12 protein-coding genes are annotated in these 18,666 nt (G+C 65.5%); 7 read left to right on the top strand and 5 right to left on the bottom strand.

Features of this window, described 5'->3' with window-relative positions; translation table 11 throughout:
* Window positions 1–62: 62 nt before the first annotated feature.
* From ACE3UG_RS00870 to ACE3UG_RS00850, 5 genes are all read left to right on the top strand, one after another.
* On the top strand, window positions 63–836 hold the full coding sequence (locus ACE3UG_RS00870; RefSeq protein WP_374618398.1) for a cellulose synthase operon protein YhjQ/BcsQ: 774 nt from the start codon (window positions 63–65) through the stop codon (window positions 834–836).
* Window positions 833–3,490: a UDP-forming cellulose synthase catalytic subunit gene (gene bcsA, locus ACE3UG_RS00865; RefSeq protein WP_374618397.1), complete on the top strand. Its 2,658-nt coding sequence runs from the start codon at window positions 833–835 to the stop codon at window positions 3,488–3,490. Before ACE3UG_RS00870 ends, bcsA begins: the two co-directional genes overlap by 4 nt.
* Before the next feature lie 142 nt (window positions 3,491–3,632).
* A complete protein-coding gene (bcsG, locus tag ACE3UG_RS00860; RefSeq protein WP_374618395.1) occupies window positions 3,633–5,258 on the top strand; it encodes a cellulose biosynthesis protein BcsG in 1,626 nt (541 codons plus the stop codon).
* A 121-nt stretch (window positions 5,259–5,379) separates the two neighbouring features.
* Window positions 5,380–6,378: an aldo/keto reductase gene (locus ACE3UG_RS00855; protein WP_374618394.1), complete on the top strand. Its 999-nt coding sequence runs from the start codon at window positions 5,380–5,382 to the stop codon at window positions 6,376–6,378.
* 261 nt (window positions 6,379–6,639) lie between these two features.
* Window positions 6,640–7,575 carry a universal stress protein gene (locus ACE3UG_RS00850; RefSeq protein WP_374618392.1) on the top strand — a complete coding sequence of 312 codons (936 nt, stop codon included), beginning with the start codon at window positions 6,640–6,642 and terminating at the stop codon, window positions 7,573–7,575.
* Window positions 7,576–7,692: 117 nt separating this feature from the next.
* On the opposite strand, the gene ACE3UG_RS00845 is transcribed toward ACE3UG_RS00850, so the two are convergent.
* On the bottom strand, window positions 7,693–8,952 hold the full coding sequence (locus tag ACE3UG_RS00845; protein ID WP_374618391.1) for an NAD(P)/FAD-dependent oxidoreductase: 1,260 nt from the start codon (window positions 8,950–8,952) through the stop codon (window positions 7,693–7,695).
* A 265-nt stretch (window positions 8,953–9,217) separates the two neighbouring features.
* Here ACE3UG_RS00845 and ACE3UG_RS00840 point away from each other — a divergent pair, with 265 nt between their 5' ends.
* Window positions 9,218–10,474, top strand: a complete 1,257-nt coding sequence (locus ACE3UG_RS00840) for an MFS transporter (protein ID WP_374618389.1) — start codon at window positions 9,218–9,220, stop codon at window positions 10,472–10,474.
* A 50-nt stretch (window positions 10,475–10,524) separates the two neighbouring features.
* Here the strand turns inward: ACE3UG_RS00840 and ACE3UG_RS00835 are convergent, their stop codons facing one another.
* Genes ACE3UG_RS00835 through ACE3UG_RS00820 form a run of 4 tightly spaced genes read right to left on the bottom strand, consistent with a single transcriptional unit; the run spans window position 10,525 to window position 17,196 of the window.
* Window positions 10,525–11,178 (bottom strand): TetR/AcrR family transcriptional regulator, encoded by a 654-nt coding sequence (locus ACE3UG_RS00835; RefSeq protein WP_374618388.1) that lies wholly within the window; start codon window positions 11,176–11,178, stop codon window positions 10,525–10,527.
* The gene (locus ACE3UG_RS00830; protein ID WP_374618387.1) at window positions 11,175–12,785 is read right to left on the bottom strand and encodes an efflux transporter outer membrane subunit; all 1,611 of its coding nucleotides are present in this window, start codon (window positions 12,783–12,785) and stop codon (window positions 11,175–11,177) included. Before ACE3UG_RS00830 ends, ACE3UG_RS00835 begins: the two co-directional genes overlap by 4 nt.
* A complete protein-coding gene (locus ACE3UG_RS00825) occupies window positions 12,782–15,982 on the bottom strand; it encodes an efflux RND transporter permease subunit (RefSeq protein WP_374618385.1) in 3,201 nt (1,066 codons plus the stop codon). Before ACE3UG_RS00825 ends, ACE3UG_RS00830 begins: the two co-directional genes overlap by 4 nt.
* Window positions 15,979–17,196: an efflux RND transporter periplasmic adaptor subunit gene (locus ACE3UG_RS00820; protein WP_374618640.1), complete on the bottom strand. Its 1,218-nt coding sequence runs from the start codon at window positions 17,194–17,196 to the stop codon at window positions 15,979–15,981. Before ACE3UG_RS00820 ends, ACE3UG_RS00825 begins: the two co-directional genes overlap by 4 nt.
* A gap of 718 nt (window positions 17,197–17,914) precedes the next feature.
* Between ACE3UG_RS00820 and phbB the strand changes: the two genes are divergently transcribed.
* Window positions 17,915–18,658, top strand: coding sequence for an acetoacetyl-CoA reductase (phbB, locus tag ACE3UG_RS00815; protein ID WP_374618384.1), 744 nt, complete (start codon window positions 17,915–17,917; stop codon window positions 18,656–18,658).
* Window positions 18,659–18,666 lie beyond the last annotated feature (8 nt).

Raw genomic sequence — 18,666 nt, 5'->3', positions numbered from 1 at the left:
GATTCCGCTTTCATCGCTGTCGTGTCACACGGGGCCGAGATCAGGGCCACGGAGGCGCGCACATGTTGACGCTCATCGCCATCGTCTCCGGCGCCGGTGGCGCGGGGCGCAGCACGGTGACGGCCCATCTGGCCGCGCAACTCGCCCACACGTCGCATCCGGTCGCGGTGCTCGAACTCGACGCGCAGAACAGCATCGGCGCGCTCCTTGGCTTGCGTCAGACCTGCGAGATCGGCGTGCTTTCGCCGGGGGTCGCGCCGGACGCCTGGCGTCGCGTGTTGTGCGAGACCCCTTCGGGGGTGCCGTTGCTGCCGGCAGGCCGCGCCGACGCAGCCAGTGTGGCCGCCATCGGTCAATGGTTGCGGCAGGACGTCGGTGGGCTGCGCCGCCAACTCGACGCGCTCGGGATGCCCGAAGACACACGCGTCATCATCGACACGCAACGCTTGCCCGATGTGGTGGCGCAAGCGGCCGTTGCAGCGGCCGATCTGGTGATCGGCGTGGTGCCCGCCACGACGACCGGCTACGTTACGCAGCCCAATATGATGGCGGCATGCGCGGGCCGCGCACAGATGGTGCCGAATCTGGCGGCGGCCAGCTCGCCGCTCAATAACGATCTCCTGCATCTGATTCAGACGCGCGGAGGTGACGCCGTCGTGCCGCTGCGCATTCACCGTGACGAAGCGATCGGTACGGTCGCGGCCAGCGGCCAAACGTTGGTGCAGGCGGGGCATGGCTCACAGGCGGCGCTCGATTTCGTGCATCTGGCCGCGTGGTTGCTGCGCGCGACGACAGTGGACGATGCCGCGACGCGCACGGGGAGGGCCGGCGAATGATTCGCGACGCGCTGCACTCCGTCTACCGACTGGGCAGTGAGATTCTGGCAGTACGTCTCGCGGTGCTGCAGCGGCCGGGCGGACGCTCGCCAGGTGCCTTTGAATGGATGCTTGCCGCGACCTTGCGCTCGCCGGCGCACCGGCGGTGGATCCTGCAGTTCAGCGATGAAGTCGTGGCGCGTTTGGCGATGCGGCTCGACGTCCGCCAGGTCGACGAGTGGCGCGACTGGTGGCTGCGTATCCTGTTTCAGCCCGCACGCACCGGACGGCCCGACTATCCGGGGCGTGCGCTGGCGTGGGTCAACGAACGTGTCACGCAACGGCTCGAGGTGCCGGCGGGTGCAGGCTTCTGGCAGATCGTCCGCGCGCTGGTGTGGCGCCGGGGCGACCGCCGGCCGGCCTTCCCGCCCTATGTGGCATGGCTGGCGTTCCGGGACAACTATGACCGCGCGCGCCTGTGGATAGTGCATACGCTCTTCGGCATTCCGCCCGACACGCCCGCGCAGCTCGCGCACCGCTTCGACGTGCACCTGGCGCGCGTGATGCAGTGGCGCGTGACGTCGGCCGTGGTCGCACTGCTCGGGCTGATCGGTGTGTTCTGGATCGTGACGACGCCGTTCGATCCGTTCGAGCAATTGCTGTTCTCGATCTGCACCCTGACGCTGGCGCTGGTGTTCCGTCGTCTCGACAGTCAGTATTCGGTGCTCGTGCTGATCGGCTTGTCGCTGATCTCGACGATTCGCTACGTTTGGTGGCGTCTCACGCAATCGCTGGCGTTCGATACGGTGGCCGAAGCGGCGGTTGGCTATACGCTCGTGGCTGCCGAGATGTACACCTGGCTGATCCTGCTGATGGGCTACCTCCAGACGGTCTGGCCGTTACAGCGCCGCATCGTACCGCTGCCGCCGGACACCCGCGAGTGGCCCAGCGTCGATATCTACATCCCCACGTACAACGAGGGCCTCGATGTGGTGCGCCCGACCGTGTATGCCGCCTGCGGGATCGACTGGCCGTCGGATAAGCTCAATATCTATCTGCTCGACGACGGACGCCGCGAAGTGATGCGCGAATTCGCCGCTCACGCGGGGGTGCATTACGTGACACGCCCCGACAACCGGCATGCCAAGGCGGGCAACATCAACCACGCGCTCGGCATGACGCAGGGTGAGTTCATCGCCATCTTCGACTGCGATCACATTCCCGTGCGCTCGTTCCTGCAGACGACGATGGGCGCCTTCCTCAAGGACGCGCGCTGCTCGTTGGTGCAAACGCCGCATCACTTCTTCTCGGACGATCCGTTCGAGCGTAACCTCGCCACGCGCGGCGCCGTCCCCAACGAGGGACGGCTGTTCTACGGGATCGTGCAGGACGGCAACGACTTCTGGAATGCCGCGTTCTTCTGCGGGTCATGTGCGGTGTTGCGTCGCACGGCGCTCGAGGAAGTCGGCGGCGTGGCCGTCGAAACGGTGACGGAAGACGCACACACGGCCCTCAAGATGCACCGCCGGGGCTGGAACACGGTTTACCTGAAGGTGGTGCAGGCGGCCGGTCTCGCGACCGAGTCGCTTTCCGGACACGTGGGTCAACGCATTCGCTGGGCGCGCGGCATGGCCCAGATCTTCCGTGTCGACAACCCGCTCTTCGGCCGCGGACTGAAGTTCGGACAGCGCATCTGCTACGCAAACGCCATGCTGCATTTCTTCTATGGCATTCCGCGCATCATCTTTCTGCTGGCGCCGATCTGCTATCTGTTCTTCGGCCTGCATATCGTGCAGGCCGCCGCGCTGAGCATCTGTGCCTACGTGTTGCCGCACATTGCGCACGCGAATATCGCGAACTCACGTATTCAAGGCAAGTATCGTCACTCCTTCTGGTCGGATGTCTATGAAGCCGTGCTGGCGTGGTATGTCGCGCTGCCGACCACGGTGGCGTTTTTCAACCCGCGCTATGGCAAGTTCAACGTGACGGCCAAGGGCGGGTTGATCGAGCATAGCTTCTTCGACTGGAACATCTCGAAGCCGTATCTCGTGCTGCTCGGCTTCAATCTGCTGGGCTTTCTCGCCGGCATCGCACGCTTCTTCTATGGACCTTCGCACGAGACGGGGGCCCTGATCTTCAACCTGGCATGGGTGACGTTCAACCTGGCGGTGTTGGGCGCTGCGGTCGCGGTGGCGACCGAAGTCAAGCAAGTGCGGCGCACGCATCGGGTATCGATGCGCATGCCAGCCACGCTGGCACTGCCGGACGGACGCACGCTGGCGTGCCACACGCGCGACTTTTCGGGAGGCGGCCTTGGGCTACGGTTGCCCGTGACGCTCAATCTGAGCGTGGGCAGCGAGGCGCTGGTCACCCTGGCGCGGGGCGTGAACGAGTACGGCTTTCCGGTGAGCGTGGTCGGCGCGCGCGGACATGATCTCTATCTCGCGTTCATGCCGCTCACACCGGAGCAGGACAAGCATCTCGTGCAATTCACATTCGGACGCGCCGACGCCTGGCGCGACTGGGACGCGGAGCGCCCTCACGACGAGCCGATCAAGGCGCTTTTCGATATGCTGGTGATGGGCCTGCGTGGCTATCAGGTGCTGGCGAACTATCTGCTGAGCAAGCTCGTGATGCGTTGGCAGAATCGCCTGCGCGGCATGCGCCAGACGTGAGGCAGCCATGAGGCAGACGTGAGGCAGACGTGAGGCAGACATGCGGAAGACGTGAGGCAGCCGGGGCACGGCGCATGAGCGCGGCAAAACGAAAGCGAGCGAGATCTGAGCCGGACGGAACCGGCGCCAAGGGAACCATACGATGGGCATCTGGAACCTCTATTTCATCCTGAAGCTCTTGCTGCTGTGGGCCGGCACCATCGGCTTTCACGTGCTGCCGAACTTCATCTTCGCGGTATTGCTCACGATCCGGCTGCGTCCGCGTTGGGCGCGTATCGCGCGACAGGTGATCGCTGTGCCGGCCGGGGCGGCATTGCTTTACTACGATTCGAACCTGCCGCCGTTCGCCCGCTTCGTCGAGCAATTGCCCGAGCTACTGCAATTCCGGTTCTCGTACATCGTTGAGCTGCTCGGACGCTTCGTGCCGGCAAGATACTGGCTGCTGCTCGCGATCATGGTGCTCGTTTTCTGGATCGTGAATCGCTGGGTGCGCGTGACGACCTTTGTGCTGCTCTCGCTCCTGATCGTGCCCGCCGTGCTGCGTCTCGGAACGTGGGCGTCGGTCGCGCCTGTGGTCGCGGCGCAGGGCGATACGGCGGCCGTCGCGAAGTCGAGTGCGCGCGCTGCGGCACCGGGCGCGGGCGAATTCGTGTCGGGCGACGGCGAGGTGCCGTTGGGCGCGAATCCGAATGCGGCGCTCGACACCTTCTATACACGCGAACTGACGCGCTCGGTCTCAATGCCGTCCCAGGTCGGGGCCGGCCCGGACTTCGATATCATTTTCCTGCATATCTGTTCGCTCGCGCAGGACGATCTCGACGTCGACAATCTCGCCAATCTGCCTTTGTTGTCGCGCTTCGATTTCGTCTTCAAGCACTTCAATTCGGCAGCGAGCTATAGCGGCCCAGCCGCCATTCGACTGCTGCGCGGCAACTGCGGCCAGCCGACGCACAAGGCGCTCTACGATCCCGCCGGGCCGCAGTGCTACGTGATGAGCGACCTGAAGCGTCTCGGCTTTACGCCGGCGCTCGCAATGAATCACGACGGCCATTTCGATAACTTCATGCAGGAAGTCAAGCAGAACTTCAACGTGCAGGGTGTCACGCCGTTCGATATCACGCGCACGCGCGTCTCCATGCGCGCATTCGACGAAACGCCGATCCGCTCCGATGGCGACGTGCTGCAATCCTGGTGGAAGCAGCGCACCGCCATGCCGGACAAACGCGTGGCGCTATACTACAACACCATCTCGCTGCATGACGGCAACCGCATCGACGGCTCCACGCTCACCAGCGAGCAGAGCTTCCCGATCCGAACGAAAACGCTGTTCGACGACTTCGGCCAGTTCATCGACACTATTGCCCAGTCGGGCCGCAAGGCCGTCGTGGTGTTTGTGCCGGAGCACGGGGCTGCGCTGCGAGGCAGCAAGCTGCAGATCTCGGGCATGCGCGAGATCCCGCTGCCCGAGCTCACCGACGTGCCGGTGGCGGTCAAGCTCGTTGGCTTTGGCAAGGGAGCGGCGTCCGCGCACGGCACCCCCATCGCGATTTCCACGCCCACGAGCTATCTCGCATTGATGACACTCGTCTCGCATCTGATCGCGAACAACCCGTTCGCGGGAACGCCCGATCTCGCGCAGTATGCGAACGATCTGCCGCAGACGGCATTCGTGTCGGCCAACGAGCAGACCACTGTCATGAAGTACGACGGCAAGACGCTCATTCGCGGTGTGGACGGCGTCTGGCTGGACCTGAAATCCATGGAGTAGCGCAACCCGTGCACGCGTTTTCCCGGAATCGCGCATACTGTGCGTCTTGCCCGCGCGAGCGGGCAGCGCAGTCTTGTATCGAGATCTGATATCGCTTGATTCGAAACCTCCGGGAGCTACCGTGCAATTCACGAAATTCGGCCGAACCGGCCTGACCGTTTCCCGTCTGTGCCTGGGTACCATGACGTTCGGTCTCCAAACCGAGGAAGCCGCGAGCCACGCTATCCTCGACCGCACGACCGGCGCGGGCGTCAACTTCATCGACGTGGCCGACGTCTATCCGCTCGGCGCCGACACCTCGCTGGTCGGACGCACCGAAGAGATCGTCGGGCGCTGGCTCAAGGGGCGCCGGCACAACTTCATCGTCGCCACCAAGGCGTGCGGCGAGATGGGACCGTCACCGTGGGACAAGGGCGCGTCGCGCAAACATCTGCTGGATGCCATCGACGCGTCGCTGCGTCGCCTGGGTACCGACTACGTCGATCTTTACCAGCTCCATTCGGACGATACGGACACGCCCATCGACGAGACGCTCGAAGCGCTCGACACCATCGTGAAGTCCGGCAAGGCCCGCTATATCGGCGTGTCGAACTACCTTGCCTATCGCCTTGCGCGGGCACTGGGCCGGGCCGACGCACTGCGGGTAGCGCGCTTCGTGTCCGTGCAACCACGCTACAACCTGCTGTTTCGCCAGATCGAACGCGAACTGCTGCCGCTCGCCGGCGAAGAAGGTCTGGCGGTCATTCCGTACAACCCGCTCGCGGGCGGGTTGCTGACGGGGAAGTACCGCCACGACGCCGCGCCGAGCGAAGGGCGATTCACCACGGCGACGGTCGGCAAAGCCGGGTCGATGTATCAGCAACGCTACTGGCACGAGCGTGAATTCGAGACTATCGAGTCGCTCAAAGGCATTGCGAAGGACGCGGGTGAGTCGCTGACGCGCCTGTCGCTCGCCTGGGTGCTCGCGAACCCGGTGGTCACGTCGGCGATCATCGGCGCAAGCCGCGTCGAACAACTGACCGAAACGCTCGGTACCGTCGACTACACGCTCGACCCGAGCCTCAAGGCGAAGCTCGACGACGCGTCGCATGCCTATCGCTGGGGCGACGCCGCCCGCTAAGCGCACGGTCCCGCCGGTTTCAGGCGGGAATGCATCTGCCCACAGGCCCGCTGCGTCGGGCCTGTGGCGTTTGCGTTGGGTCAAACATTGTCGTTGGGGCGCGATGACGAAGCCGACAAAGAGGGGGCGCGGCCGTATGAGCGCGCTATAGTAAGAATGTCGTGCGGCGGTTCAATCGCTGAAACGACTGGGGCGTCACCGGACGCCAGTCCCGCCGAATACGTGCGCGGCTTTCTTTCCCCTCCCAATGCGAGGCTGTTCATGACAAAACGCATCCTGCTGGCGACCGACGGTAGCGAATCGTCGCGCCGTGCGCTGCGCGAGGCCGCTGCCTTCGCGCGCAATGGCGACATGATCCGCGTCATCCATACGGTGGAAGATCCCGTCAATTTGCTGACGACGGCGTTCGGCAAGCTCATCGATCTTGAACAGGTGCGCCGCGACATGCAGCGCGAAGGCGAAGAGCATCTGGCGCGCGCAGTGCTGTATCTGCGGGAGGAAGGGTTCGACGCACAGGCCCATCTGCTCGATCTGCGCACCACCGGCGAGACGGTGCCCGAGGCCATGACCCGCGAGGCCTGCGAATGGGGGGCCGACATCATCATCGTCGGCACGCACGGTCGCAGCGGCGTGCGTCGCGTCATGCTGGGCAGCGTTGCGGAGCAGATTCTGCGCAGCGCGGAGGTGCCGGTGATGCTGGTGGCGGGCGAGGCGCGTCCGCATTCACCGCTGCGTTCCGGTGGCCATTACGAGCGAATTCTCGTCGCACTCGACGATAGTGAAACGTCTCGCCGCGCCTTTGAATACTCGCTGTCGCTTGCGCGCACGCATGGGGCGTCGTTGCGCATCGTGCACGTACTGGATTTGCCAGGCCCGTTTCCTGAGGGCTTCGACCCGACACCGTTGCTCAATGCAGTGCGTACCGTGGGCGAGCAGGCGCTGACCTGGGCGACGCAGCGCCTGCGTGACGCCGGTGTGCCGGGCGACGTCGAGATGCGGGAGATTCAGCCGGTCGGCGAGGGCGTGGCCGATCAGATCATTGCAGCGGGCAAGGAGGTCGACGCCGACGTGATCGTGCTCGGCACGCACGGCCGCCGAGGCTTCCGGCGCTTCACGCTGGGCAGCGTGGCCGAGGATACGGCGCGTCACGCGGGCCGCCCGGTGCTGCTGCTGCCCGCGCACGCCCCGGCCGCTTAGCGGCGACGATGGCCGGATGGGCAACCGCCGCCGGGCGTGCGTGACGGCAGGCGGGGGAAGGGCACAATCTCCGACCCAAACCGGCCCTAGCCCGCACACTTGGGCGCGCGATCGACCTCAGGTGGCTGGGCCGAGTTCCGCGAGAAGTGTCTTGAGCGGCGTGGCAGGGTCGGCCAGTCGTACCGGGTCGATCACCGCTCGGCGGCCGACGAGTTCGCGCGCGGCCAGAAACTCCTGCGCCCGGTTGACGCTCGCCGCCGCCACCACCGCACCCTCGCGCAGGTAGAAGCGCATGAACACGGCGGCGCCTTGCGCATCCGGCAGACGGCGCTCGACCATGGTGTCGTGGCCCTCGGTCATGCCCACCATCTGCAACTTCGCGTTGAACTGATCGGACCAGAACCAGGGTGCCGTCGCGACGGGCTTGGGCGCGTCGCCGTGGACCACGCTCGCGGCGACCTTGGCCATTTCGCTGGCGCTCGGCACCGATTCCAGCCGAATGCGTCGGCCTAGCGCGGGGTGCTCGTGGTGCGCGCAGTCTCCCACCGCCAGAATGTTCGGATCGCTCGTGCGCGCAAACTCGTCGACAACGATGCCATTGTCGACGGCCAGGCCCGCCGCCTGTGCCAGTTCGGTATTCGGAATGAGTCCGATGCCCACGACGACGACGTCGGCCGGCAGACGCTGGTCTCCCGCCACGACCGCCACGACCTGACCGGCGGCATCCTGCGCCAGCGCCGTCACACCGACGCCGACCTGCACATCCACACCGTTCTCGCGATGCAGCGTCGCGAAGAATTCCGCGAGATCGGCTTCCGCCACGCGCGCCAGCAAGCGCGGTGCGGCTTCGAGCACGGTGACGCGGGCGCCGGCCTTGACCGCACTTGCCGCCACTTCCAGACCAATGTAGCCGCCTCCGACCACAACGACTCGCTTGTCCGGCGTGAGCGCATCGCGCAGTCGCTGCGCGTCGGCGATGTTGCGCAAATAGTAGACGTTCGGCGCATCGCCGCCCGGAATTGGCAGGGGACGCACGCGGCCACCAAGCGCCAGCACCAAATGGTCGTAGGCGAGCGTTTGGCCGTCGTCGAACGAGACGGTGCGCGCAGTGCGGTCGATGGCGGTGGCGCTCACGCCCAGACGCACGTCGATGTCGGCCTTCACCCAGGCGTCCGCTGGACGAATCAGCAGACTGGCTTCATCGGCCTGACCGGCCAGAAACGCCTTCGAGAGCGGCGGACGGCGATAGGGCAGATGGGCCTCGCTGCCGGCAAGCACGATGCGGCCGGTGTAGCCGAGTTGACGCAGCGCGAGGGCGGTCTCGCCGCCGGCCTGACCCGCGCCGAGAATGACAGTAGTGGAAGTAGCTTCGGACATTGAGCGTGAAAGCGGAAGAATGCGGCCGCCAGTGTAATGCATCGGCGTGCAGATCGCGTCCCGGATACCGGCAAGATGGCACTTGCGCAGTGCGCACGTCGCTCGCCGCCGCGCGGCGTTGTGTCAGACAAAACCTCCGTTGCAATGCCGTGTTGCCAGCATTCATGCGGGTTTGCGGGCGGTTTTGACGCGACTTGCATGGCGTCTCGCGTTCAGGCGTAGAGTGGGCGCGTCGCACAACTCTGTCGAAGAGGGAGGAGACGCCATGGCCTGGACACGCGAACAGAAGCATGTGGTAACGGCAAGCTATCTTGGGTGGACGCTCGACGCGTTCGATTTCTTTCTGATGGTGTTCGTGCTCAAGGACATCGCCAAGGAATTCCACACCGAACTTGGCAGCGTGGCGTTCGCGCTGCTGCTGACGCTGGCGATGCGCCCGGTCGGCGCGTTCATCTTCGGGCGGATGGGAGATAAGTTCGGGCGACGTCCGGCGATGATGGCGAGCGTGCTGCTCTATGCATTGCTGGAGCTGGCGTCGGGCTTTGCGCCGAGTCTGACGGTGTTGTTGGTGCTGCGAGCGCTCTTCGGCATTGCGATGGGAGGCGAGTGGGGCGTGGGCGCCGCGCTCACGATGGAAAGCGTGCCGGCGCGCTCGCGCGGCATCGTCTCGGGGCTGCTTCAGGCGGGCTATCCCAGCGGCTACCTGCTGGCATCGGTGGTGTATGGCCTGTTTTACGACAGCATCGGCTGGCGGGGCATGTTCTTCGTCGGCGTGCTGCCCGCGCTGCTCGTGCTCTACATCCGGCGGCATGTGCCGGAGTCGCCTGCTTGGCAGCAGGGCGCGGCCGAGCGCGCCGCACCGCGCGCCAATTTCGTGCAGGTTCTCGCGCGAGACTGGAAGCTCGCGCTCTATGCCATCGTGCTGATGACGGCGTTCAATTTCTTCTCGCACGGAACGCAGGATCTGTATCCGACCTTCCTGCAGGTGCAGCACAAGTTCGATACGCACACGGTCAGTTGGATCGCAATCACGTATAACGTCGGCGCCATCATCGGCGGGCTGTTCTTCGGGGCGATTTCGGAGAAGATCGGCCGTCGCCGGGCCATCATCATCGCCGCGCTCATCGCGTTGCCGGTGTTGCCGCTCTGGGCGTTCTCCAGCGGCGCCGTGCTGCTCGCGATTGGCGCTTTCCTGATGCAGATCTCGGTGCAAGGTGCTTGGGGTGTGATCCCGGCGCATTTGAACGAGTTGTCGCCCGACGAGATTCGCGCGACGTTCCCGGGCCTGGTCTACCAACTGGGAAATCTGTTCGCATCGGTCAACGCCAACCTGCAGACGAGCATCGCCAAGGCGCATGGCGGCAATTTCGGCCTGGCGATGGCGCTCGTGGCAGGGACGGTGGCGGTGGTGATCGCGGTATTGATCTACTTCGGACGCGAGCGTCGCGGCGTGTCGCTGCACACCGGGGCAGAGGTGTCGGGGAGCAGCGGCCTGCCGCCGGGCACCTCGGCAGCAAGATAACCCGGGCACCTGGCGCCCCGCGCCGGGATGACGATGAGGGCTGACGCGCGTCAGCCCTTTTTTTCGCCCGGCGTAGCGAAGAAAAGCATTTCAACCTGCTTGACCAGCGCGGGCCCGAACGCGTCGCCACCGACCTGCGGCGCGATCAATTGCATCAGCACCGGCGAGCCGGGCGGTGGGTGCAACGCGTGCACGAGCAGGCAGAAGTACATGGCGGGATGTTCGGCACGCACCACGCCCGTGCGTATTCCCTGGACGATGAGCGGCTCCATGCAGTCATACACGGGCATGACCAGATGGCGGTGCAGAATTGCGCCGCGCTCCCCCGTCTCGGATGCATGCTGGGCGATGAACTGCTTGTGCTCCGGATGGTTGGCCGCGTGGGTCGCGATGATCGCAATGGCTTCCTTGAGGCGCTCGGTCACCGGGCGCGCGGTGTCGAGCGAGAGCGCGCGCAGACGCTCGCCCGGCGCCACGAGTGCCGCCTCGAGGGTGTCCACGCATGCGCGCCACATTTGCTCCTTCGAGCCGAAGTGCACGCGCACGAGGCTGGCGTCGACCTTTGCCGCACGGGCAATGCCGCGCAGGTTGGCGCCGTCGTAGCCGAGCCGCGAGAACGCATCGACGGCGGCGGCAAGCAGCGCCGCGCGGCCGTCGGGCAGGTGTTTGGGGCGTCGGCCCCGTGTGTTCGGCGTGGCAGTCATCGTCGGGCAATGTCATGCGGGGGGCTTGCGGGTTGCGCTGTAGTCGCGCTCGGCGCCTGTGCCCGGCCTCGATCCACCGTCTCCGGTGACGCGGACGAAGCAACCGAAGCCGCGGAAGCCGCCGAAGCCGCCGAAGCAGGCATAGTGGTCTCGGCCTCGGGCGGCACGCCCATCGCGTAAAACAGCAGGGCAGTATCCGACAAACGCGCGCCGGTTGCGCGCACGGTCGTCATATAGGCGTTCCAGTATTGCTGCTCGCGCCCGCGTGCCGCCGAGACCGGCAGGGCGCCCAGGCGCACGCGGGCGGCCGCGTCGCGATAGATCTGCTCGGCGGCCGCGCTGGCGTTGTCGGCGTGCAGCAGCGACGCATTGTCCGCTTCGAGCGACGCCAACGTATCGGCGACGTTCTTGAACGCGGCAAGCACCGTCTGCTTGTATTGGTCGACGGCGGCCTCGTAAGAGGCCTTCGCGGCACGCCGCTGCGCGAGCAACGCGCCGCCGTGGAACAGGGGCTGCGTGATCGACGCCGCCACGCTCCACAACGACCCGGCGTTGGACATCACCGTCGTCCAGTTGAACCCCCCTTTACCCATCGAGGCACTGAGCGACAGACTCGGGAACATTTGCGCGGTCGCCACGCCGACCTCGGCCGATGCCGCCTTCAGGGCCATCTCGGCTGCCTGAATGTCGGGCCGCGATTGGAGCAGCGTCGACGGTACGACGACGGGCACCCGATCCGGTACCTTCAGCGCACCCAGCGGCAGATCGTCGGGCGCGCGATCGGGCGTGCGTCCGAGCAACACGGCCAGCGCGTGACGCGTGGACTGGTGCTGCGCACGCAGGCCGGGCAGCGACGCCGCGAGCGACTCGGCATTCTGTTCGGAGGCGAGCGCGTCGGCGCGCGAGACGGCGCCAAGCGCCTCGCGGCGCGCCATATCCGTGGCGTCGGCTTGGGCGAGTGCCACGAGGCGTTCCGTCGCCTTGACCTGCGCGCCCAGCACGGATGCGCCGATCGCGCCGGAGACAATGTTTGCCGCGAGCGCCTGCCGGGCGGACTCCAATTGGAACGCCTGTTGATCGACCTGGGCTGCCAGCGACGCATTGGCAAAGCGCGATGCGCCGAAGAAGTCGAACGTATAGCGTGCCTGCACTTGTCCCACAAACATGTTGTACAGCGCGGTCGGTGGGCCGAGATTCGGAATGGCGAGATTGCGCTCGCGCGCTGCCTCGCCGCCGAGATCGATCGACGGGAAGAGCGACGCCCCGATTTGTGCCTTCAACTGCTCACGCGCCGCCTGCAAGGCATGCTCCGCCGACGAGAGGGTCGGACTGTTTCGCAGGCCTTCGTCGACGAGGGCATCGAGGGGTTCCGAGCGGTAGGCATGCCACCACGCTTTCACCGGGGTGGCGCCCACGTCGAACTGCTGCGCTGTCCCTTGCGCCGTGACGGTGCGCTGCGGCAGCGCGCTGGCGCCATAGTGAGCCGGCGAGGGCATGGCGGGCGGCAGGTCGCCGGGTGTGAACGAGCAGGCACCGAGCCAGAGCGGGAGGAGTGGAACCAGTGGCGCCAGCGGGGTGCGCCAGCGCTGGGCGAGACGCGAGGTCATGAGCGATCTCCTTGCGAGCGGGCGGCCTGAGCCTCGCTGGCATGCGACGCACGTTCATCGTGGCGCACGCGGAACGCCGTGGCGTACAACGCGGGCAGGAAAAATACGGTCAGGATGGTGGCGCTGGTGATGCCACCCATGAGCGCCGTAGCCATCGGGCCGAAGAAGTTGCTGCGCAGCAGGGGAATCAGCGCCAGCACGGCGGCGGCGGCCGTGAGCGTGATCGGCCGGAAGCGCCGCACCGTGGCGCTCACAATGGCGTCGAAGCGTGGGTGTCCGGCCGCCACGTCCTGCTCGATCTGATCGACCAGGATCACCGAGTTGCGCATGATGATGCCGAACATCGCGATCACCCCGAGCATGGCCACGAAGCCGAACGGCTTGCCGAACAGCAGCAACGTGGCGACCACGCCGATCATGCCGAGCGGGGCCGTGAGCACCACGAGCAGAGTGCGCGCAAAGCTCTGGAGCTGAATCATCAGCAGCGTGAGCACCGCGATAATCATGATCGGCATCTGCGCCATGATCGACGCCTGTCCCTTGCCCGACTCTTCGACCGACCCGCCGATCTCGATCCGATACCCGACCGGAAGCGCCCGGCGAATATCGCCGAGCGACTTGTAGACGGCTTCGGTCACGTCGATGCCTTGCTTGCCCGCGCGCACGTCGGAGCGCACGGTGATGGTCGGCTGCCGGTCGCGCTCCCAGATCACGCCGTATTCCAGATCGTTGACCACATGGCCGAGCGTAGCCAACGGCACCGGGCCGTTCGGGGTCGGCATGGCGAGCGAGGCGATCTTTGCCGGGTCGACCCGCTCCGCCTTGGGCGAGCGCAGGGTGATCGAGATCAGCTTGTCGCGTTCGCGGTACTGGCTGATGTCGTAGCCGGTAAGCGTCATGGCGATGAAGTTCGAGATGTCCGCCGAGCTGACGCCAAGCGCGCGGGCTTTCTGTTGATCCACTTCAAAACGAACCGAGCGCTGCGACGGTTCGTCCCAGTCGAACTGAACGTCTGCCGTATCGCCATTCGCCCGCATGACGTCCGCGACCTGCTCGGAGATCTTGCGCACCTTGCCGATGTCGTCGCCGCTTACGCGGAACTGCACCGGAAAGCCGACCGGCGGCCCGTTTTCCAGTCGCGACAGGCGCGTGCGTACTCCGGGCATGGCCTCTCGCAGCTTCGGCTCGAGCCATTGAGCGAGCGCCTCGCGCGCCTCGACCGACTTGGCGGTCACGACCAATTGCGCGAAGTTCGGTGTCGGCAACTGCTGGTCGAGCGGGAGGTAGAAGCGAGGCGCACCGGTGCCCACAAAGCTCACCGTGTGATCGATCTCTTTACGGCCTTCGAGCAGCTTTTCCAGACGCTGCGTCTCGCGCAACGTCGCCTGGTACGACGCCCCTTCCTGCAGACGAAGGTCCACCATCAGCTCGGGCCGGTCGGAACTGGGGAAGAACTGCTGGGGCACGAGCGAGAAGCCGGCCATGGCGATCAGGAACAGCACGACGGTGATGGCGAGCACGATGAACCGGCGCTCGATGCACCAACTCAGCCAGCCGCGCAAGCGGTTATAGAAACGGGTGTCGTAGACCTCGTGTTCGTGATCGTCGCCGTGATGCGCCTCTCGCGCGCGTTCGGGCAACAGTTTGTAGCCGAGCAGCGGGATAAGCACCACGGCCGCCAGCCACGAGGCGAGCAGCGCAATGGCGGAGACCTCGAAGATCGAGCGCGTGTACTCGCCGGTGCTCGACTTCGCCAGGGCGATCGGCAGAAAGCCCGACACGGTCACAAGCGTGCCGGTGAGCATCGGAAATGCCGTGCTCGTATAGGCGAAGGCGGCGGCGCGTTTGCGCTCCCAGCCTTGGGAGAGCTTCACCGCCATCATCTCGACGGCGATGATGGCATCGTCCACCAGCAGCCCGAGCGCCAGGATCAGCGTGCCGAGCGAAACCTTGTGCAGGCCGATGTCGAAGATGTACATGAACAGCGCCGTCACGGCGAGGACGACCGGAATCGAAATCGCCACGACCATGCCGGTTCGAAATCCCAGCGAGACAAGGCTCACGATCAACACGATGGCGACGGCTTCGGCCACCGCTTCGAGGAAGTCGTCGACCGAATGCGAGACGGACTGCGACATGCTCGCAACTTCGGTGAGCGTGAGACCTGCGGGCAACTGCGCGCGCAGCTCACCCATGGTGCTGGCCAGGGCCTTGCCGAGGTGAATGACGTCGTACCCCTTCTGCATGGTGATGCCAATGCCGAGCACGGGCTTGCCACCGAAGCGCATTTCCGACACGGGTGGGTCGACGTAGCCGCGCTTGATCGTCGCGATGTCGCCGAGCCGGAAGGTGCGGTTGTTCACGCGGATGAGCGTGTCGGCGAGTTGCTCGACACTCCGGAACTGCCCGCTCGGGCGCACGACGAGACGGTCGTTGGGCGTTTGGACGGTGCCCGCGGGCGAGACCGCATTCTGAGCGTCCACCGCCTGTGCGATCTGGTTCGGCGAGATGCCGAGGCGCGTCAACTGCGTATTGCTGATCTCGACGTAGATGCGCTGATCCTGATCGCCGAAGTAGTCGACCTTCGCCACGCCCGGTACCCGCAGCAGCACAGTGCGCAGTGCGTCGGCATAGTCGCGCAACTGGGCGGGGCCGAAGCCGTCGCCTTCAAGCGCAAAGATATGCGTGTAGACGTCGCCGAACTCGTCGTTGAAGAACGGCCCTTGGACGCCTTGCGGCAAGGTGTAGGCGATGTCTCCCACCTTCTTGCGTACCTGATACCACTCTTCCGGCACTTCGCTCGCGGGCGCCGAATCCTTCATCGAGAAGAACAACAACGACTCGCCGGGCCGCGAATAGCTGCGCTGGAAGTCGATGGACGGCATCTCCTGGAGCTTGCGCGCGATTCGATCGGTGACCTGCTCCTGCACTTGTTTGGCGGTCGCGCCTGGCCAGAACGTGCGAATCACCATCACGCGGAACGTGAAGGGCGGATCTTCCGATTGTGCGAGGCGCGAGTAGGCCAGAATGCCGAAGATCGTGGCCATCGCGATCAGGAAGACCACGAGCGAGCGGTGCCGCAATGCCCACGCGGAGAGATTGAAGCGCCCCTCCTCGTGACGATAGTCGTTCGGTTCGGACGCCGGCGCGGCGGGGGATGTCTGGGGCACGGGCGGCTTCCCGTCCGGCGTGTTCATGACGCGAAGTCCTCCGGGTGCAGCGGCGCAATCACGCGCACCTTCTCGCCTGCCGTGACGGTGTGGACACCTTGCCAGACAATGCGCTCGCCGGGCTGAATGCCGCCCGCGACCGTGACGGTGCGCTCGCCGTAGCGCGCAATCGTCACGCGTCGCAGCGCCAGCGTGTCGTCCGGCTTGACGACCCACACGGCGGGTTGGTTTGCGTCGTGGAAGAGCGCGGTCGAGGGCAGCGTGATCGGCCGAGCGTCGGCGACGGCGCTCGCGCCGGACGCCGCGGACGCCGCGGACGCCGCAGCGGTCGGCGGGGTGGACGGCGCGGTGGAAGTCGTCGAAATCGCCAGCGGCTGCGCGAAGGCGACATTGGCAGTCATGCCGAGTTTGACGTCGGGGCCGGGCGAGAGCAGTGAAAGCTTGGCGCGATAGGTGCGGCTCATCGGGTCGGCTGCCGGGGCAACTTCGCGCACGCGCGCCTGCCAGGTCCGGCCCGGCACGGCGGGCAACGACACGGTTGCCGTCTGCCCGACGCGCAATGCACTGAGGACGCTTTCAGGCACGTCGACGATCACGTCGATGTCCCCGCTCCATGCCAACTGGTACACCGGTTGGCCGGCGCTGACGTTCTGCCCCGTTTCGGCCTGCTCGGCGGTGATAACACCATCGTGATCGGCTTTGAGATTGCCATAGCTCAATTGATCGGCGGCCAGCGCGGCCTGCTGACTCGCCTGATTGCGCTGGGCCAGTGCGCTCGCATACGCGTTCTCGGACTGCTCGAGCTGCGCCGGCGCGATCAGGTTCTCTTTCGCTTGCGCGCGGTCTCGCGTGACGGTTTGCGTCGCGTACTCGAGTTGATGCTGCGCAGCGTCGAGCTGCGCACGGGCACTGGCGGCGTTTTTCGAGAGATCGGCCGGATCCAGCCGTGCGACGATCTGCCCGGCCTTGACTGCATCGCCGAGTCGCGCCGAGCGGTCGATGATCTTGCCCGCGACACGGAACGACAGCGGAGTGGCGTAGCGCGCCTCGATCTGGGCGGGCAGCGACGCGATGGGCGTGCGCTCGGCGAGCTTGGCGGCAACGGCCACGACCGGGCGGGGGGGCGCCTGCGGCGGCGCCTTGCGCGAACACGCGGCGAGGTTGGCGGCAGCAATGGCAGTGGCGGCAACGGCCAGTGCCAGCCGGCGGCGGCGCGGCGCCGCGTCGGGCAGAAGGGTCATCATGCGCTCATGACTCACAAAGTGAGAAATCCGAGACGAGAGCAATGCGTTCGCGACACGTTGGCTGCACGTGAGGACGGCGTGCCAAGACGGGCGAGCGAAAACATTGGACGGTAAGACCGGCGACGACCGGCGACGACCGGCGACGACCGGCGACGACCGGCGAAACGGCACGATCCGGGAAAAATCTACGGGCGATGATATATGGATTGCCAGCGCGCTGCAACAGAGGGGCGGGGTGCTTCAATCGCCCGTGTGGCTATCGCTCGAAACGCGCCATTGGAATGTTGTTGATGTGCCGGGAAAGCTCAACCGTCGAAATATTTTGGAGTACGATGTCATTCGGCCACGAATGCAGTGTATTCAAGGCATTGCATGCAATCGACAATGTGACGAATGCGAGGCACTGCACATTCATGGAGGGTGATGGACCGGGGAAAGCCGTCATCACCGAGGAACGTTGCGCCGCACGTGGAGTCGCACTCGGGTCAGTTGCAACGACAGGCGACACCGAAGCGAAGACATCTGGCAGTTCGTGACGCAGGCGGCACAGCGGGCAGCGGCCGGCGGTCAGCTTTCGCGGCCAGAGTGCGCGAGCTTGATCGAGGTCAAGCCCAAGGCTTGCCGGAGCGCCTGGCGTCGCAGCAATTCGGGCGTTCGCGACTATGCTGGATGTATCTGTAGTTTAACGATCGACGTTTATCAGAGACGCAGAGCCATGACATCACGAGTCGCTTTGGTTACAGGAGGTATGGGAGGATTGGGCGAGGCGATCAGCCTGAGACTTGCCGACGCCGGATATCGGGTCGCAGTCACCTGCTCCCCCAGCAATCATGATTGCGAAGGGTGGGTCGCGCGCATGCGCGAGACCGGCCGTGAATTCGCCGCCTATCGGGTCGATGTGGCCGACTTTGCTTCGTGCGAGGCTTGCGCAAAGGCCGTCGAATCCGACACCGGCCCAGTGGACATTCTCATCAATAATGCAGGCATTACGCGCGACGCGACGATGCGCAAGATGACTTCCGAAGACTGGCAGTCGGTATTGCGCACGGACCTCGATAGCGTATTCAACATGACCCGGCCGATTTTCGGCGGCATGGTGGCGCGCGGCTGGGGGCGTGTTGTGAGCATCTCTTCGGTCAACGGCAGCCGGGGCGCCTTTGGGCAAGCGAATTACGCGGCGGCGAAGGCGGGCATGCACGGGTTCACCAAGTCGCTGGCCTTGGAAGTTGCCAAATCCGGCGTGACGGTCAACACGATATCGCCGGGATATCTCGCCACGAAGATGGTCACCGCCGTACCGCAGGACGTGCTTGAGTCGCGCATTCTTCCGCAGATTCCGGTCGGCCGGTTGGGGCGCCCCGATGAAGTGGCCGCCCTCGTCGCCTTTCTCGTGTCGGACGACGCAGGCTTCATTACCGGCAGCAACCTCGCCATCAACGGCGGCATGCATATGGAGTGACGCGCCGC

Source organism: Pandoraea sp. (genome assembly GCF_041919235.1).
GTDB lineage: Bacteria > Pseudomonadota > Gammaproteobacteria > Burkholderiales > Burkholderiaceae > Pandoraea.
This window is presented reverse-complemented; position numbering and strand designations above follow the sequence as displayed.

Bases quoted from the DNA above. Each gene is read 5' to 3' on its own strand.
- ACE3UG_RS00840 (WP_374618389.1), top strand. From the start codon at position 9,218: ATGGCCTGGACACGCGAACAGAAGCATGTGGTAACGGCAAGCTATCTT.
- ACE3UG_RS00835 (WP_374618388.1), bottom strand. From the start codon at position 11,178: ATGACTGCCACGCCGAACACACGGGGCCGACGCCCCAAACACCTGCCC.
- ACE3UG_RS00850 (WP_374618392.1), top strand. From the start codon at position 6,640: ATGACAAAACGCATCCTGCTGGCGACCGACGGTAGCGAATCGTCGCGC.
- bcsG (WP_374618395.1), top strand. From the start codon at position 3,633: ATGGGCATCTGGAACCTCTATTTCATCCTGAAGCTCTTGCTGCTGTGG.
- ACE3UG_RS00870 (WP_374618398.1), top strand. From the start codon at position 63: ATGTTGACGCTCATCGCCATCGTCTCCGGCGCCGGTGGCGCGGGGCGC.
- ACE3UG_RS00820 (WP_374618640.1), bottom strand. From the start codon at position 17,196: ATGACCCTTCTGCCCGACGCGGCGCCGCGCCGCCGCCGGCTGGCACTG.
- ACE3UG_RS00825 (WP_374618385.1), bottom strand. From the start codon at position 15,982: ATGAACACGCCGGACGGGAAGCCGCCCGTGCCCCAGACATCCCCCGCC.
- bcsA (WP_374618397.1), top strand. From the start codon at position 833: ATGATTCGCGACGCGCTGCACTCCGTCTACCGACTGGGCAGTGAGATT.
- ACE3UG_RS00845 (WP_374618391.1), bottom strand. From the start codon at position 8,952: ATGTCCGAAGCTACTTCCACTACTGTCATTCTCGGCGCGGGTCAGGCC.
- phbB (WP_374618384.1), top strand. From the start codon at position 17,915: ATGACATCACGAGTCGCTTTGGTTACAGGAGGTATGGGAGGATTGGGC.
- ACE3UG_RS00830 (WP_374618387.1), bottom strand. From the start codon at position 12,785: ATGACCTCGCGTCTCGCCCAGCGCTGGCGCACCCCGCTGGCGCCACTG.